Raw genomic sequence first — 16,850 nt, forward strand, 5'->3', positions numbered from 1 at the left:
TTGAAAAAGATGACTCCTGTTCAATACAGAAACCATCTTAGTAATTTAGCATAGTTTTTTTCTAATTGTCCTTGACAAAGGGTACAGATTACAGCGAGTTTATGTTTTTTAGCAGCTACAAATATATTAAATTTTAGAATTTATTAGCGATGTGAACGCATTTTAAGCAATATATACTTTTTGTTATAGCATAACCTAAGGAAAATTTGATACATGAAATACATGTGATTATTTATTCTTTAAGACATTTATTGATATACTCGCGAAGTCTATCATCCCAAGGAGAAATATCAATACCCAAAGCTTCTTTTATATGTGAATTATCTGTGCAAGTATATTTAGGCTCACGAATGAGATTGGATAAAAGCTTATCTGAACTTACAATTAAAGGAATATTTAGATTGCCAAATTCTATTATGCTATTTATTAGTTTAGATTTTGATATACAACCCTCATTAGTATAGTTATATACCCCATATTTATCAGTTCCTAATAATTTTTGGATAGCTAAAGTTAAATCCTCAATATAAGTTACACAAAGAGTTGGATTTGAAAACAAATAAATTGCTGAATGTTTTCCATTTATGAGTTTTCTAACAAAACAATCATTGCCACCAAATATAGTTGAACTGCGAATAATAAAATATTTTTGACAAATAGTTTGAATTAACTCCTCTCCACCAAGCTTACTCTTGCTAAATGTGTTTAGTGGAAAACATTCATCAATTTCTCTATAAGGCATTGAATTATTATCACCGTATACATCTGTGCTAGAGAGGTATACTATAGGTATATCAAGGTCATTACAGCAATTAGCAATATTTAATGTTCCTACAGTGTTTACATCATAGGCTAAGGTCTCATTGTATTCACAAATATATTTATTAGTTATGGCTGCAGTATGGATTACGGCATCTGGTTTTAATAAATTTAAGGTTTTTTTAGTACTTATTTTGTCTACTATGTTAAGCTCAGTTTTATCTAATCCATATACAGTATGTGATTTTGACAATACGTTACATAAATAAGTTCCTATATTACCATTTGCACCAGTTATTAAAATATTCATAGATCCCTCCTGAAAATTCATTCTATTAAAGTATATGACACAATAATAATATTATTAAGTATTTTGGATATTAGATATTTTTTAAAATAAAAACTATTAAAAAAATTTCTAGAGAATATTATAATATTTAAGTGATAAACTATTTAAAAGAAGTATTTTCATATATACAAAATACATGCTAGTTAATAACCATTATTAGCTGAAGAAAGTTGAACAGAGTTGGAAAATGTGGTAAAATAAATTATAATAAGAAGCATATAATTATGTAGATAAATAGAAAAGGCAATAATTATCTACTTAAAGAAGTTTGAGGAGGATTTTTAAGATGGAAACAACAAAATTAAAAGACAATATTTATTGGATTGGGGTAAATGACCCAAAGCTCAAGGTATTTGATATTATAATGGAAACAAAAAAAGGAACTACATATAACTCATATTTAATAGATGATGAAAAGATAGCTATAATAGATTCCGTTAAAAATGGCTTTCTTGATGAATCTTTAAGTAAGATAAAAGGTGTTATTGGAGAGAAAAAAGTTGATTATATAATTGTTCAACACACTGAACTTGATCATAGTGGTTCTTTAAGCAAACTCTTAGAAGTTTATCCAGAAGCTGTTGTTGTTGCATCAAAAGCTGCTATAATTTATTTAAAAGAAATTATGAATAAAGAATTTATTAGCCAGCCAGCAGTAGGAGAGTTATCATTAGGAAAAAACACATTACAATTTATATCAGCACCTAATTTACATTGGCCTGATACAATGTTTACATATGTTAAGGAACAAAAAATATTGTTTACTTGTGATGTAATGGGTTGTCATTATTCACCAACTAATTGTATAACGGATGCTTGCTCCGGTGATTATTTTGATGAGATGAAATATTATTTTGAGGTTATAATGGGACCTTTTAAGAAATTCGTAAATTCAGGACTTGATAAAATTGAAAATTTAAAAATAGATATAGTAGCACCAAGTCACGGACCTGTGCATATAAATGATGTTAAAATGTATATAGATCTTTATAGACAATGGGCTAAAATTTATGAAATAAAAGAAAAAAACATTCAAATATTCTATATTTCCGCTTATCATAATACAGAAGAGATGGGAAAATATATAGCTAAAAAAATTAATGATGCGGGTGTAAAGGCCGAGGCTCATGAAATTACATCTATGAAATTAACTGATATTGTATCATTGGTTGAAAAAGCATCTGGGATTATGATTGGATCACCAACCATTAATCAAGATGCGGTAAAGCCTGCATGGGACGTTTTATCACTTGTATGCCCAATAACTAACAAAGGCAAAGTTGCAGCGGCTTTCGGCTCATATGGATGGAGTGGAGAGGGAGTTCCTATGCTTACACAAAGATTAAAATCTTTGAAATTTAAAGTTGTAGAGGAAGGACTTAAGTTCAAATTTGTACCAGACAAAAAAGAGTTTGAACAAGCTGATAGTTTTGTAGAGAAGTACTTAGAGATTTTAAATAAATAATTACTAATAAATATTAGTTTACAAAGTTATATAATAAAAAAGAAAATCTCACTTTCATAGTGAAATCTTTCTTTTTTTTTATAAAGAATGATGTATGGAGGCGATATATTTGAATAAACAATATATAGTAAATTTTTTAAGCAAAAATGATTTAAGTGATATAGCTGAAATTCAATATAAAAAAGGAACCATAGCTCTTAAATTCAAATATTATTATGATGATGCAGAAATTGAGGCAGCTACATCTTATGCAGATGATGAAGGCAATTTCAAAGAAGAAAAAGAAGATTGGTATGAAGAATTTTTTCTTCCTTATTTAAGTGATATTTCAGCAGATAATGTTGAAGATATTATGGAAGAATGTGCTGAAAAAATGGAAATTGAATACGAATTCATTGGCTGTGATATATCCGAGGATGCATATGAATTTAATGAATTCGCTGTAGTTTTTTATGGTAAAGAATCAGATATTGATACTGATGATATCTTGCTTGAACTAGATTTCTAAATTTATGCTTGTACCAAAAAAAGTGGATGTATTAAGCTGCTTTCTTACAAGTAGCTTTAATTTTTTGATATTTAACTATAACTTCATCTAATTGCTGACTGCAACATACAACCATTTTATCAGTTGGTTTTTTATGATTTAGTAAAAAATGTAACAATGATCTTAATGATTCTAATTCTTTATTTATAATTTTCAATTTAATATTCATGTATTTCTCCTTATTTATGTATTTGTGAGGCAAGTACATAATACCATATTATTCTAAGTATGTTAAATTTAATGTTAGTCATTAAAATATAACAAATTACAAAATATGCTATAATCTTATGAAATGCAGGATGAAGAAATGGTAAAAAATAACATTATAAAGCATGTAGGTGTTGAAAAAAGCTACTTGGAATAATATGTAAATGACGAAAAAAGTCTTAAAGTTTTTGTAATACAATCATAAAAAGTAGAATATGTTTGATAGCTACTAGTTATGTATAAAGTAATTTAATATAATAAAATAGGTCAAAATAATAGAGGTGTGATATTATTAATACAGATGAATTAACTAATAGGATAAATTATCTTTATAAGAAAAGCAAAGAAGAAAAGCTTACTGATGAAGAAATATTAGAGCAAAAAGAATTAAGACAAAAGTATATTGATAATGTTAAAAGAAATTTTCGCGCGCAACTAGATACAATTAAAAAAGTATAATATGAACAATAAATTATTAGGAATGGGGGAATTATTTTGGCTGTTACCATAGAGGAGCTAATAGAACATTTTAGTTTAGAAGTTTTGGTAGAAGGTGGTAAGGGAAAGTTAATTAATGTTAGTGATATTAATAGACCGGGATTACAAATTGCCGGCTTTTATGAATATTTTGGTAACAAAAGGGTGCAACTAATAGGCATGGCAGAGTGGAGTTTTTTAGATTGTATGGAAGAAGACCTTAGGCAGAAACGATTAAATAAATATTTTAAATTGGAAACGCCTTGTGTTATATTGACTAGAGATTTGCAGCCTCATAAGGAAATTATTAAGGCGGCAGAGGAAAATGGTCAATGGCTTTTACGAACAAAATCAATTTCTACAAGATTTAGTAGTAAACTTACTAATTACCTAGATGCAGAGTTAGCGCCAGAAACAAGGCTTCATGGTGTCCTATTAGATGTTTATGGTATAGGAATATTAGTAACTGGGGAAAGTGGAATTGGTAAAAGTGAATGTGCTTTAGAATTAATAAAGAGGGGCCATAGGTTGATTGCAGATGATGCAGTAGACATAAAAGAAGTTGATGGTGTGTTACTCGGAAGATGTCCTTACATAACCTCTGGAATGCTTGAGGTAAGAGGTATGGGAATAATAGATATTCCAGCAATTTATGGAATGAGTTCAGTTTTAAATACTAAGACTATTAGTTTACTTATTTCGCTTACGCAGTGGAACGAGACCGAGGAATATGATAGGCTTGGTATTGATGATCAATTTATGGATATACTAAGTGTGAAGTTAAGGAAAATAACGTTGCCAGTTAGGCCTGGGAGAAATATAGCAGTTATTATTGAAGCTGCAGCAGCTAATTATATATATAGCTTAAATTCTAAGATAACACCTGTAGAAACTATAAATATGAGAATAGAGGAAGTAACTAAAGCACGTGTTGATTAACTAAAATTATAGTAAAAATCAAATAACAAAATAGATTTAATATTTGCAATCGTAGGTAAAATTTAGTAATATAGTAGATGCGAAAAGTAATTATTGTATGGAGGTAGTAAAAATGTCAGATGTTAAAAGTTTAGAAAAAACATATGAAGTAGCTTGGGACAAATATAATAAAAATGATCTCGAAAAAGTATTTACATTATCGGATAATTATATAGATTTTATGTCAAAATGCAAAACCGAAAGAGAATGTGTAACAGAGTTTATTACACTTGCTAAAAAAAATGGTTATAAAAATATTGATACTTATATAAAAGAGGGTACTAAATTAAAAGCTGGTGATAAAGTTTATGCAAGTAGTATGGGAAAAACTTTAGCATTATTTTTAATTGGGTCTGAGCCTATTGAAAAGGGTTTTAAAATTTTAGGTGCTCATATTGACTCACCAAGACTTGATTTAAAACCAAATCCACTATATGAGGATTCAGATTTAGCATTAGTTAAAACACATTACTACGGTGGTGTTAAAAAATACCAATGGGTTACCTTGCCTCTTGCTATACATGGTGTTGTAGTTAAGAAAGACGGAACGGTGGTAAATGTAGTAATAGGAGAAGATGAAAAAGAACCAGTAGTTGGAATTTCGGATCTTCTAATTCACTTATCCGCAGATCAAATGAAAAAAACTTTAGATAAAGCTATTGAAGGCGAAGAGTTGAATGTATTTATGGGAAGTATACCAATAAAAGATAAAGATGCTAAAAATAGAGTAAAGTTAAATATATTAAAACTTTTAAATAATAAATATGGTATAGATGAAGAAGACTTTGTATCATCAGAATTAGAAGTAGTACCTGCAGGGCGGGCTAGAAATTATGGCCTAGATAGCAGCATGGTTATGGCTTATGGGCATGATGACAGAGTTTGTGCTTATACTTCATATGAAGCATTAATGAACATGAAGCAAACAGATAAAACATGTATAGTTTTACTTGTTGATAAAGAAGAAGTTGGAAGTATTGGCGCAACTGGAATGCAATCAAAATTTTTTGAAAATACAGTAGCTGAAGTTGTTAATTTACTCGGAAAATACAGTGAGTTAAAAGTAAGAAGGGCACTTGCAAATTCAAAAATGTTGTCTTCAGACGTAACTGCTGCATATGACCCAACATTTCCATCAGTTATGGAGAAACGTAATTCTGCATATTTTGGTAAAGGTATAGTTTTAAACAAATATACTGGAGCTCGTGGAAAAAGCGGATGTAACGATGCAAATCCAGAATTTATTGCAGAACTTAGAGGAATAATGGAAAAGCATAATATAACATGGCAGACATCGGAACTTGGAAAAGTAGACCAAGGCGGTGGAGGTACTATAGCTTATATATTAGCTGAGTATGGCATGCAGGTTATTGATTCAGGAGTTGCTCTTCATAATATGCATGCACCATGGGAAATTGCAAGTAAAGCAGATATCTATGAAGCATGTAGAGCTTATGAAGCATTTTTAATAGAGGCATAAAAATAAGAAAGTATATATTACTACAACTGCATTCACAACGCTTAGTAATTCTAAGCTGATTTTATTAAAAAATACTAAAAAGTACAAACTCGCTTTCGCTCAAACATGTACTTTTCTTAACGTATTTTCCATGAAATCATCTAAGAATTACCAACGCTTGATCAAATGCAGTTTACGTAATATATACTTTCTTTACCTTTCTAAAGGAAAAAAGGAGATGTGAAAACATCTCCTTTTATGATTCTAGTTTATGTACAAAGATAGCTAGTTCTTCATTACTTAAGGAAACACATCCAACAAGGCCATGACCTGTGTCAGATGTTGAAATTCCATGAAAATCTGAACCGGCAGTAACAAACTTGTTGTATTCTTTAGCTTTTGCTTTTAGGAGCGATTTCTGTTTTTTTGTGTTTAATGGATAAACTGCTTCAATACCATCAAAATCAAATCCTAGCATCTCATCTATAGAAGTTTTTTTAATTAAAACTGGATGTGCAAGTACAACTAATGCGTTAACCTTCTTTAATAGGCTTATACCATCAGCTGTTGGGATTCTTTTAATGTGCACATATGCAGGGCTATCGTTTGAAAGAAAAGTATCAAATATATAGTTCCAATCATATTTATAACCAGCATCAATTATGGCTTTAGCTATATGTGGCCTAGCTATTACCCCTTTTGCCTGATCTAGAACTTTTTGGTAGTCTAATTTTATTTTGAAAAATAGATCTAGATTTTCTACTATTTTTTTGCCTCTAAATACTCTGGAATCCTCTATATCTTTTAAAAAATTTTGAAAATCTAAATTTTTATATTCATCGTTTTTAAAATATCCAAGAACATGGATGCTTTCATTATTATGAACTGTAGATAATTCTATACCAGGTATTACCCTTATATTATTATTTATACCTTCTCTAATTCCTTCCTCGACATTTAAAGTAGTGTCATGATCAGTTATTGCAATAATATCTAATCCATTTAAAGAAGCCTCGTGAATTAATTCCTTAGGACTTAGTTTTCCATCAGATGCATTTGTATGAAGATGGAAATCACCTCTGTTGTACATATAATCACCTCTAACTTATTGTTTAACATAGTACCATTTTAACCAATCTTTACGTATATTAAAAGGGGTTTGTTATAAATAATAATTATTATTAGTTATTAAAGGAAATTTATTTTGGTGACTATAAAGTATATTAGTCGCTTTCAATATTTTATTACTAATGATTTTGTGTAAATTATTTGATATAATAGGTAATTATAAGAGAATAGGAGATCGTTTATGTTTTTAATGATAGATAATTATGATTCATTTGTATATAACCTAGTTAGATATTTTGAAGAGTTAGGTGAGCAGGTATTAATATATAGAAACGATAAGATTACATTAGCTGATATAAAGAGAATTAAGCCAGAAGGAATAATTATTTCTCCAGGCCCAAAATCTCCGGAATATGCAGGGAAATGTATGGAGATAGTAGAAAAATTTAAAGGGTACATACCTATTTTGGGGATATGTTTAGGGCATCAGGTTATTGCTAAGGTGTTTGGTGGTAAAATCGTCCCTGGACGTGAACCTGTGCACGGGAAGGTATCCGCAATTAAACATAGTGGGAAATATATTTTTAAAGATATAAAGAGTCCAATGAAGGTTACAAGGTACCATTCATTAATAGTGGAAAGAGATTCGCTACCTGAGGTATTAGAAATTACTAGTGAAACCGATGATGGAGTTATAATGGGAATAAGACATAAGAAATATTTTATAGAAGGATTACAATTTCACCCAGAAGCTGAGCTTACGCAGTATGGACACGAAATTCTTAAAAATTTTATTATTGAAGTTAGAAGTCAAAACAAATTAGTTAAAGATTAAGGAGAAGAAATGAAACTGACAATTGAAAAAGTACATACTAAACTTGATGGTTTTGATATATATTCTTTATTTAAAGAAGATCTTGATACTATATTATTAGATAGTGTTAGGGATAAAGAAACATTAGGGAGATATTCTTTTATAGGAGTTAATTGTTTTTTAAAATTTAAAAGTAAAAATGGTATGTGTAATATTGGCTGTGAAGCATATGAAGGGAATACATTTGAAGAGTTAAATAAGATTCTAAAAGAATATTATATAGAAAATAATACAGAACTACCATTTGTGGCTGGTGGTATGGGGTATTTTTCATATGACCTAGGTAGAGAACTTGAAGAGTTACCGAATATAGCAAAGGAGGATATGGATATACCTCATTGCTGTTATAACTTTTATGATAATATAATTATTATAGATAATCTTAAAAAAAACACTTATATATCTGCACTAGGAATACTTAAATCTCAGAAAGACAGTATAGAAGATATAAAAAGCCGTATACAAAATGGTAATAAAGTTATATATGAAAAAGTAGGAGACATAACAAATAAATTTACTTCGGATTTTCAAAAAAGTAAGTACATTAATACTCTATCAAAGGTAAGAGCTTATATAAAAAGTGGAGACATATATATTACAAATTTATCACAAAGGTATAGTTGTAGCATAAAGCGAAACGCATATGAAATATATAAAGATTTAAGACATATAAATCCGGCACCATTTGCTGCTTTTATGAATTTTGAGGACTTTAATATAATATGTTCTTCCCCAGAAAGATTTCTAAGTATAAAGGATAGAATGGTAGAAACTAGACCTATAAAGGGAACTATGCCAAGGGGTAAAGATGTAGATGAGGACGACAGAAATAAAAATATATTAATAAATAGTGAAAAGGATAAAGCTGAACTTTTAAATGTGGTTGATTTAGAGAGAAACGATTTAAGCAAGGTTTGCAAACCTAATTCAGTTAAAGTAACACAGCTTTTTAAATTAGAGGAGTATAGTACAGTCTTTCATCTGGTATCTACAGTAGTAGGTAAATTAAAAGAGGAAGTAGGTCCAATCGAATGCATTAAAGCATGTTTCCCCGGAGGATCCATAACTGGTACACCTAAAATACGTTCCATGGAAATTATCGAGGAATTAGAACCTGTGCGGAGAAATATATATACGGGCGCTCTTGGATATTTGGGATTTGACGGGAATGTAGATTTGAATATAATTATTAGAACAATTTTAATAAAGGGAAATAAAGCCTATTTCGGAGTAGGTGGAGGCATAACTTGGGATTCTAACGAAAAATCGGAATATGATGAAACTATAGATAAGGCGAGGGCATTAATGAGAGTCCTATAAATTACAAAAGAAGAATAATGAAACTTGCCACTTGCCACGTGGGTGGCACCGAAAAAGGAGGGTATTATGATACTTATGAATGATGAAGAGAACGAGGATAAGCTATCTTTAGATAGTGGATTTTTCTTCGGTAGGGGAGCATTTGAGACAATACTTGTCAAAGAACAGCCAATTCTTCTTGCAAATCATATAAAAAGGTTAAACAGCGGGCTGAATACACTAGGAGTAAATAAAAAAATTACCCAGGAAGAAATTTATGAGGCTGTTTTAAAACTTAATTGTAAAAATTGCGTATTTAAAATTATGGTATCTGAAAAAAATACTGTAATTACTACAAGGCAAGTTCCATATAAGAGGAGTGACTATGAAAACGGATATTCATTAGGGTTAAGTGAAGTTAGGCGAAATGCATATTCTAATTTGACATATGTTAAATCATTTAATTATGTGGAAAATATAATTGAACGAGGTATTATTATAGATAAAGGATATAATGAGGCATTATTTTTAAATACTGATGGATTTTTAAGTGAGGGAGCGGTAAGCAATATATTTTTTATTAAGAATGGAATTATATATACTCCTAAAATTAAATGTGGTTTACTACCAGGTATTGTGAGGGAGTTTGTTATTCAAAATTCATCAGCTATGGGATTTAATGTAGAGGAAGGAGAATTTACATATGATCAATTGGTGGATGCTGAGGGTGTATTTATAACTAATAGTATTATGGGCATAATGAAGGTAAGTAAAATTGATGATAAGGTTCTTAATCAAAGCACAGTTGTATCTGAAATAAAAAGGTATTACGATACATATGTACAAAGATACAAGGGTTAAGGCTACTCTAAAGGGGTGGGAATCATAAATAACAGTTTAATAGATGACAAAGTAGATCTTATTATAAAAAATAATATATTTCAGTATAACTTAAGGAAAATAGAAGACTTAGAAAAAAACAGAAAATACTGCAAACATGATATGCAACACTTTTTAGATGTGGCAAGAATTATGTATATAATTAGTTTGGAAAATGATTTTGATATACCAAAATACATAGTTTATACAACTGCACTTTTGCATGATATAGGTAGGGGAGAGCAATATGAAAACGGGACAGCCCATAATATTGCCAGTGTACTAATTGCTAAAGAAATACTGCACCAGTGTGAATATGGTGATAAGGAAATAGATGAAATTTTAGAAGCTATAGGAAATCATAGAAATGACACTGAGAGTTTTGAAGGTTTGAGTAATTTATTATATAAATGTGATAAACTTTCAAGAGATTGTGTCCATTGTGAGGCAAGTGAGGGATGTAAATGGCCTTTAGGCAAGAGGAATTTTAAGATTAATTATTAGAACTGATTATATAAAGCAAATAAAATTTTAGGGGGAAATTTATGATAATAGGAAATAAAGATTTTGAAATAGGCAAAAGGACTTACATAATGGGAATTTTAAATGTTACTCCTGATTCGTTTTCAGATGGGGGCAGATTTAATGATATCAGCTCAGCTATAAACCGTGCTAAGATAATGGTTGCAGAGGGAGTAGATATTATTGATATTGGTGGAGAATCTACAAGGCCAGGTCATGAAGATGTTAGTGAAGAAGAAGAAATTAAAAGAGTAGTTCCTATTATAAGGGAATTAAAGAAACAACTAGATATTCCCATTTCTGTGGACACATACAAAGGAAAAGTTGCAGAGCTCGCAATAAAGGCTGGGGCAGACATGATTAATGATATATGGGGCTTTAAGATGGACCCATATATTGCGGTAGTTGCTGCTAAGTATAATGTACCTTGCTGTTTAATGCACAATCGTGATAATAAAAACTATAAAAATTTAATGCAAGATATAATAAATGATTTAGGTGAAAGTATAATTATTGCTCTAGATGCTGGAGTAAGGAGAGAAAATATTATTTTAGACCCAGGTATTGGTTTTGCTAAAAGTTATGAGGATAATTTAAAAACAATGAATAACCTAGAAAAGTTAAAAAACTTAGGGTATCCGGTGCTCCTTGGAACATCAAGAAAATCTATGCTAGGAATTGCGCAGGGACTAGATACTAGCGAAAGGCTTGAGGGAACACTTGCAACTACAACTATAGGGATAATGAAGGGCTGCGAATTTATAAGAGTACACGATATAAAAGAGAATAAAAGGGTTTGTGTTTTAACAGATATTATATGTAAAAGTTAGATAAGTATTTGTACACTGGATATAAAAAGGAGATAATACTATGGATAAAATGTACATAAAAGACTTAGAAGTCTACGCTCATCATGGAGTTTTTCAAGAGGAAAAGGTACTTGGACAACGGTTTTTAATTTCTATAGAGCTATTTTTAAGTCTAAGAGAGGCAGGAATCTCTGATGACATAACAAAAACTGTTCATTATGGAGACCTTTGTCACAAGGTTGAAGAGGAATTTAAAAAGGAAAATTATGATTTAATAGAGAAAGCTACAGAGAAAGTAGCCGAATTTATACTATTAAATTATGATTTAGTTCAAAGAGTAAAGGTTAAAATAAAAAAGCCATGGGCTCCCATTGGAAGGCCGCTTCTTTATGCAGCTGTAGAAATAGATAGAAAATGGCATACTGCATATATTGGCGTGGGTGGAAATATGGGGGATAAGGATAAAAATGTGAAAAGTGCTTTAGAGCTTATAAACAATTCTTATAATACCAAAATAGCAAAAACATCAAAATTTTATAATACAAAGCCTGTGGGATATATAGATCAGGAAGATTTTTTAAATTGTGTCATTGAGGTAAAAACACTTTTAAACCCATTAGAACTTGTAAGATTCCTGCTATCCATTGAAAAGGAATTAAAAAGGGAAAGGGTTATAAGATGGGGTCCTAGAACAGTAGATTTAGATGTATTATTATTTGATGATGTAATTAGTTCATTAGAAGAAATAATATTGCCTCATCCAAGAATGCATGAGCGAATGTTTGTAATAGATCCAATGTGTGATATAGCACCATATGTTTTGCACCCAATTTTGAATAAAACTATGATTCAAATAAAAGATGAAATAAAAGCGCAGTAGGCTTTTATTTCATCTTTTATTTGCTTTTAATGTGATAATATAATTTTTATTGAAAAAGTAGATTCATTATTTAGGTATAAGGTATTTGCATAGACCGTAGAGGTTATAAGCTTTGAACAGTTTACTTGTGTCAATGTAATCCATTTTGTAATCACCATCCCAGGGGTATATGGAGATATATCTTTCGTTATATATATTTAATACGTATTTGTCTTTACTAAATGTCAAAAATATTTTATATAATGGTTTAGCAGGTAAGTTTGTCGGCTTATCTATGAAGCTAGTATTAGTTAATGAATTAAAGAAATTGACTAATATAGTTGAATACTCCTTTGTAAAATCTTTTTTCTTATAAAAATTCATATATAGAGCATAAAGTTCCTTAGGTGTCTCTGAAGATAAATCATTCATTAATAACTTGGTATAATAATAATTACTTGGTTTATTTTTGATGAAAATGCTTTTATTAAAATTATATTTACATCCGAAGAGGCTTAAGGAAAAGGAAATACACATTATTAGTAAAATATATTTCTTCATATTAGTTCTCAAATAATCACATCCTTTAATTATATCCATTAAGTACCTTATTTAATTGCAGTTACTAAACACATTATTTATGTCCCTATAAATAAAATATGTTGGATAATTATATTTTAGTACACAAAATCGATACCTTGGCATATTGTAGAATATGGTTGAAAAATTACCCTAAGATTAGAGCAAAAAGTATGGAGGTGATTGCTTTGAAGTACGGTATTGATATTGGTCACAATTGCCCACCCTCAGATATAGGATATGTGGGTATAAGAAAAGAAGATGAGCTAAATAAAGAGGTTGGAGTTAAGGTAATAGCAAAGCTTAAAGAACTTAAGCATGAGGTAGTGTACTGCACTCCAAGTGTTGATTCTAGTTTAAGTAATTCACTTTATAGAAGGGTAAATAAGGCAAATGAAGAAAATGTGGATTTATATGTGTCTATTCATTTCAATGGAGGAAGAGGAGACGGAACAGAAGTATTTGCAATAGCAGAATCAAGTAAAAAAACGGCTAAAAGAGTTGTAGATGAGATAGCCCAGCTGGGATATGTTAATAGGGGAGTAAAAGATGGAAGTTTTTTATATTTACTAAAACACACAAAAATGCCTGCAATACTTGTGGAAGTGGGATTTTTGAATTCTAAAGATGATATGGAAAGGTTTAATGCAGAAAACATAGCAAATGCTATTGTAAATGGAATAACTAGATTTTAAAAGGAAAGAAACTCATTTTCATAGCTTAATACAATAAAAGTACTAGGAATAATATCAGTAAACATAAACTATGTAATGAGTAAAACGGACAACCAGAAGGCTGTCCGTTTATATAGAAGTATTTATATTCTTATAAAATTTATTATTCTTAAAACCTGAATTTATTTATTAATTTTATCAATTCATTAGCCTTATCATTCAATCCTTCAGCCAAAGAATTCATTAAGTTATTTGACTCCGCTTGAGTTTGAATAGTTGCTGTGACTTCCTCTGTTGCTGCAGTATTCGCTTCAGAAATTGATGCAATGCTATTAATAGAATCATTTAAGAGATTTTTACTTTCATCAATCACATTAATGGAGTTCATACTAACTTCCATAGCACTTGAAATATTTGAAATTGATTCTTTAATTTTACCAAAGGATGTTATTGTACTGCTAACTTGAACTAGTTCCTCTTTAAATAGCTTTTTAGCATTTTCAGATATTTCTAAAGAGGCTCCTATAGATTGATTAACTTGATCTACAATGGTCCCTATTTCTGAAGAAGCATTTTGAGACTTATCTGCTAGTTTTCTTATTTCGTTTGCAACTACTGAAAATCCCTTGCCAGCATCGCCCGCTCTTGCCGCTTCTATAGAAGCATTTAAGGCAAGTAAATTTGTTTGTTTAGTGATGTCGTTAATCTTGTTTAATATTGTAAGTATGCTCTTAGTATTAACATTTAAAGTTTCAACTGTACTTGCAACCTTTGTCATAGCATTTGAATTATTTTCAGAAGTTTTACTTAAGTTGTTGATAATATTTGTGCCTTCATTAATAATGTCAATAGATGCTTTAGTAGCATTAGTTACATTTCCAAGAGAAAAAATTGAACTAGTTATTTCATTATTAAAATCATCAGATATTTTAGAGCATCCAATAGTTTCTTCTGTTTGTTTTGAAGAACCACTAGTAATTTCTTCAACGGCTATAACAACTTCTTTGGAACTATCAGTAATAGTATTAGATAAATTTAAAATTTTAGCAGCTGAGTCTGTGGTTTCTTTAGTAAGTCCCGCTGTTAAGGAAAGCATTTCTTTTAATTTCTTTATCATATTATTAAAATTAAGACTTAATTCGTTTATTTCATGTATAGCATACTTATTTGTTTTAACCGTAAAGTCTCCGTTTGAAACCTTTTCAGCAACCTCAATGATATCATATATAGGTTCTGTTATTTTGCGAGTAGTGAAAACTGAAAGGATGGCTGTAAAAATTAGGCAAAGAATTATTATCGGTATTGATAAAGCACCCACGCTATTTGCAGTAGAGGCTAACTCCGTTTTTGGCACGACTGCTACTATTTTCCATCCCCTAGTATCATAAGAACTTTCAACGCCATACATGTTCTTTCCTGCTTGTTTATATTCAAAGGAACCTTCTTTTAGGCTTTTTATTTTAGACCAGATTGTGGAATCTACTTTCTTTCCTAAAAAAGTTGGATTCTTGTGTGCTATAATTTGTCCCTTTTGATCTACTATAAACATATAACCATTTTTACCTATCTTAGCATCTTTTATAGAAGAAGAAAAAACTTGAGGGTCTACATTTATTTTTAAAATAGGAGCTGATTCTGAACTAGATGTAGATATTAATCGTCTCATAAGACTAATATTTTTATTATCTGGGCTAGTATTAAAAGTGTCAACTTGAACATTAGTCCACTGTGACTTACCATCTGATTTAATTATATTGGTATAATCTTCTGAAGTTTTAAAAGCAGAATATTTAACAGTATTGGTATCGCTATTACTTACATCTACATTTCCACCAGAAGATATAGATAAACCGTTATCTCTTAATATGTACATACTTTTAATGAATTTAGAGTTACTGGTTAAATTATTCAAACTATCTTGAACTTTTTGTATATGTTGCCATTTATTATATTGATCTCCAGTAATGGTATTAAAACTATTACTTATATCTTTGTTAGATAAAACTTGCATGGATAGCTCTTCTAGGGATGCATCTACTATATCAATATAGTTTTTATTTTGATTTAGGATTTGCATTGTGGAATTTTCAAAATCTGTTGATACCTTTTGCTTAGTAACTTGATAGGTAAGTAAGGCTGATATTGATAATGTTATTAGAGATAATACAGTAAACGTTAACACTAGACGCTTAAATAAGCCACCTTTTATTTTAAAAGTCTTAATAAGTTTATTGTTTATAAGTCCATTCTTATTGATATTTTTGAAGCGATTTTTTGTATGGTTTTCTGATTTTATTGATTTTCGTTTCTTTAAAAATTTTCTTTTCATAGTTATTTTCTCCTTGTTTGCTATAATTATAGTAATTTGATGTATAAATTGTTAAATAAATCATATTTATCTATATAGTTCGACAATAAATATGTAACTCCTTTTTTATAAAAATATTTTGTATGAATTTATAAAAAAAAACAAATAATGTTTAAAGTTCTTATTATAATTATATTAGAGGAAAGCATAAGCAAATTTAATATTATGATGAAAAAGACAAAGAAGTTGTAAAGATTGTTACCAACACGTATGGAATAAAGATTACTTTAACTGAAAATTAATTAATTTCTCCTAAAAATACTAAAATTCAGAATTATTCAATTTGCTACAATAGAATTGAGCTACCTTTTTATAGTATAGGTTAATGATGTGATCCAAAGTTATTTCTTTCACTGTTTAATAATCCGGCTTCTCGTAATTTCATAAGGATTTGTCTGAATGCTGTTGGCAATAGCTATACTGCTTAAATCTGAATTTTGATTAATTTTAATAAAAACTAATATGTGTACTGCATGACTTAGTTTGGTTTAATATCCCATAAAAGCAATACTCCCTGATATTAAAATATTTTCAACAGCTACTTGACTTTGCAGAAGTGCAATGCTAGACTGAAATTGCTGTTAATTTAATATTATCAGCAACCCCGAAAGAAGTCAAGGAAGATAAGGAGAGGTTAAAGATGGATAAATTAAACTATTCGCAGCAAATTTGAAAATA

At 29.7% G+C, this 16,850-nt stretch carries 17 protein-coding genes; 12 read left to right on the plus strand and 5 right to left on the minus strand.

Annotated features, from left to right (window positions below):
- Nucleotides 1–232: 232 nt before the first annotated feature.
- Nucleotides 233–1,069, minus strand: coding sequence for an SDR family oxidoreductase (locus KPL54_RS15335; protein WP_216107391.1), 837 nt, complete (start codon nucleotides 1,067–1,069; stop codon nucleotides 233–235).
- Nucleotides 1,070–1,394: 325 nt separating this feature from the next.
- Here KPL54_RS15335 and KPL54_RS15340 point away from each other — a divergent pair, with 325 nt between their 5' ends.
- Both KPL54_RS15340 and KPL54_RS15345 read left to right on the plus strand, forming a co-directional pair.
- Entirely contained in the window at nucleotides 1,395–2,573 is a 1,179-nt protein-coding gene (locus tag KPL54_RS15340; RefSeq protein ID WP_216107392.1) for an FprA family A-type flavoprotein, read from the plus strand.
- Between the two features lie 109 nt (nucleotides 2,574–2,682).
- Nucleotides 2,683–3,081: a hypothetical protein gene (locus tag KPL54_RS15345; protein WP_216107393.1), complete on the plus strand. Its 399-nt coding sequence runs from the start codon at nucleotides 2,683–2,685 to the stop codon at nucleotides 3,079–3,081.
- A 31-nt stretch (nucleotides 3,082–3,112) separates the two neighbouring features.
- Here the strand turns inward: KPL54_RS15345 and KPL54_RS15350 are convergent, their stop codons facing one another.
- A complete protein-coding gene (locus KPL54_RS15350; protein ID WP_216107394.1) occupies nucleotides 3,113–3,289 on the minus strand; it encodes an aspartyl-phosphate phosphatase Spo0E family protein in 177 nt (58 codons plus the stop codon).
- A gap of 329 nt (nucleotides 3,290–3,618) precedes the next feature.
- Between KPL54_RS15350 and KPL54_RS15355 the strand changes: the two genes are divergently transcribed.
- The 3 genes from KPL54_RS15355 to KPL54_RS15365 all read left to right on the plus strand — a co-directional run bounded on the left by KPL54_RS15355 (nucleotide 3,619) and on the right by KPL54_RS15365 (nucleotide 6,262).
- On the plus strand, nucleotides 3,619–3,786 hold the full coding sequence (locus KPL54_RS15355; RefSeq protein ID WP_071615011.1) for a DUF896 domain-containing protein: 168 nt from the start codon (nucleotides 3,619–3,621) through the stop codon (nucleotides 3,784–3,786).
- 36 nt (nucleotides 3,787–3,822) lie between these two features.
- Nucleotides 3,823–4,743 carry an HPr(Ser) kinase/phosphatase gene (gene hprK, locus KPL54_RS15360; RefSeq protein ID WP_216107395.1) on the plus strand — a complete coding sequence of 307 codons (921 nt, stop codon included), beginning with the start codon at nucleotides 3,823–3,825 and terminating at the stop codon, nucleotides 4,741–4,743.
- A gap of 112 nt (nucleotides 4,744–4,855) precedes the next feature.
- Entirely contained in the window at nucleotides 4,856–6,262 is a 1,407-nt protein-coding gene (locus tag KPL54_RS15365) for an aminopeptidase (RefSeq protein WP_216107396.1), read from the plus strand.
- A gap of 235 nt (nucleotides 6,263–6,497) precedes the next feature.
- Here the strand turns inward: KPL54_RS15365 and KPL54_RS15370 are convergent, their stop codons facing one another.
- On the minus strand, nucleotides 6,498–7,331 hold the full coding sequence (locus tag KPL54_RS15370) for a PHP domain-containing protein (protein WP_216107397.1): 834 nt from the start codon (nucleotides 7,329–7,331) through the stop codon (nucleotides 6,498–6,500).
- 219 nt (nucleotides 7,332–7,550) lie between these two features.
- On the opposite strand from KPL54_RS15370, the gene KPL54_RS15375 reads away from it, so the two are divergent.
- The 6 genes from KPL54_RS15375 to folK all read left to right on the plus strand — a co-directional run bounded on the left by KPL54_RS15375 (nucleotide 7,551) and on the right by folK (nucleotide 12,572).
- On the plus strand, nucleotides 7,551–8,144 hold the full coding sequence (locus KPL54_RS15375; protein WP_216107398.1) for an anthranilate synthase component II: 594 nt from the start codon (nucleotides 7,551–7,553) through the stop codon (nucleotides 8,142–8,144).
- Between the two features lie 9 nt (nucleotides 8,145–8,153).
- Nucleotides 8,154–9,503, plus strand: a complete 1,350-nt coding sequence (gene pabB / locus KPL54_RS15380) for an aminodeoxychorismate synthase component I (protein WP_216107399.1) — start codon at nucleotides 8,154–8,156, stop codon at nucleotides 9,501–9,503.
- A 66-nt stretch (nucleotides 9,504–9,569) separates the two neighbouring features.
- Nucleotides 9,570–10,343, plus strand: a complete 774-nt coding sequence (locus KPL54_RS15385; protein WP_216107400.1) for an aminotransferase class IV — start codon at nucleotides 9,570–9,572, stop codon at nucleotides 10,341–10,343.
- A gap of 15 nt (nucleotides 10,344–10,358) precedes the next feature.
- A complete protein-coding gene (locus KPL54_RS15390; RefSeq protein WP_268037559.1) occupies nucleotides 10,359–10,865 on the plus strand; it encodes an HD domain-containing protein in 507 nt (168 codons plus the stop codon).
- 41 nt (nucleotides 10,866–10,906) lie between these two features.
- The gene (folP, locus tag KPL54_RS15395) at nucleotides 10,907–11,713 is read left to right on the plus strand and encodes a dihydropteroate synthase (protein ID WP_216107401.1); all 807 of its coding nucleotides are present in this window, start codon (nucleotides 10,907–10,909) and stop codon (nucleotides 11,711–11,713) included.
- Between the two features lie 40 nt (nucleotides 11,714–11,753).
- On the plus strand, nucleotides 11,754–12,572 hold the full coding sequence (folK, locus tag KPL54_RS15400; protein WP_216107402.1) for a 2-amino-4-hydroxy-6-hydroxymethyldihydropteridine diphosphokinase: 819 nt from the start codon (nucleotides 11,754–11,756) through the stop codon (nucleotides 12,570–12,572).
- 66 nt (nucleotides 12,573–12,638) lie between these two features.
- Here the strand turns inward: folK and KPL54_RS15405 are convergent, their stop codons facing one another.
- Nucleotides 12,639–13,151: a DUF4883 family protein gene (locus tag KPL54_RS15405; RefSeq protein WP_309245391.1), complete on the minus strand. Its 513-nt coding sequence runs from the start codon at nucleotides 13,149–13,151 to the stop codon at nucleotides 12,639–12,641.
- Nucleotides 13,152–13,318: 167 nt separating this feature from the next.
- Here KPL54_RS15405 and KPL54_RS15410 point away from each other — a divergent pair, with 167 nt between their 5' ends.
- Nucleotides 13,319–13,825, plus strand: coding sequence for an N-acetylmuramoyl-L-alanine amidase (locus KPL54_RS15410; RefSeq protein WP_216107403.1), 507 nt, complete (start codon nucleotides 13,319–13,321; stop codon nucleotides 13,823–13,825).
- A gap of 148 nt (nucleotides 13,826–13,973) precedes the next feature.
- Here KPL54_RS15410 and KPL54_RS15415 read toward each other — a convergent pair whose 3' ends face one another.
- Nucleotides 13,974–16,133, minus strand: coding sequence for a methyl-accepting chemotaxis protein (locus KPL54_RS15415; protein WP_216107404.1), 2,160 nt, complete (start codon nucleotides 16,131–16,133; stop codon nucleotides 13,974–13,976).
- Between the last annotated feature and the right edge of the window lie 717 nt (nucleotides 16,134–16,850).

The organism is Clostridium estertheticum, from assembly GCF_018861295.1.
GTDB lineage: Bacteria > Bacillota > Clostridia > Clostridiales > Clostridiaceae > Clostridium_AD > Clostridium_AD estertheticum_D.

Bases quoted from the DNA above. Each gene is read 5' to 3' on its own strand.
- KPL54_RS15335 (WP_216107391.1), bottom strand. From the start codon at position 1,069: ATGAATATTTTAATAACTGGTGCAAATGGTAATATAGGAACTTATTTA.
- KPL54_RS15340 (WP_216107392.1), top strand. From the start codon at position 1,395: ATGGAAACAACAAAATTAAAAGACAATATTTATTGGATTGGGGTAAAT.
- KPL54_RS15350 (WP_216107394.1), bottom strand. From the start codon at position 3,289: ATGAATATTAAATTGAAAATTATAAATAAAGAATTAGAATCATTAAGA.
- KPL54_RS15365 (WP_216107396.1), top strand. From the start codon at position 4,856: ATGTCAGATGTTAAAAGTTTAGAAAAAACATATGAAGTAGCTTGGGAC.
- KPL54_RS15370 (WP_216107397.1), bottom strand. From the start codon at position 7,331: ATGTACAACAGAGGTGATTTCCATCTTCATACAAATGCATCTGATGGA.
- KPL54_RS15375 (WP_216107398.1), top strand. From the start codon at position 7,551: ATGTTTTTAATGATAGATAATTATGATTCATTTGTATATAACCTAGTT.
- pabB (WP_216107399.1), top strand. From the start codon at position 8,154: ATGAAACTGACAATTGAAAAAGTACATACTAAACTTGATGGTTTTGAT.
- KPL54_RS15385 (WP_216107400.1), top strand. From the start codon at position 9,570: ATGATACTTATGAATGATGAAGAGAACGAGGATAAGCTATCTTTAGAT.
- folP (WP_216107401.1), top strand. From the start codon at position 10,907: ATGATAATAGGAAATAAAGATTTTGAAATAGGCAAAAGGACTTACATA.
- folK (WP_216107402.1), top strand. From the start codon at position 11,754: ATGGATAAAATGTACATAAAAGACTTAGAAGTCTACGCTCATCATGGA.
- KPL54_RS15405 (WP_309245391.1), bottom strand. From the start codon at position 13,151: ATGGATATAATTAAAGGATGTGATTATTTGAGAACTAATATGAAGAAA.
- KPL54_RS15415 (WP_216107404.1), bottom strand. From the start codon at position 16,133: ATGAAAAGAAAATTTTTAAAGAAACGAAAATCAATAAAATCAGAAAAC.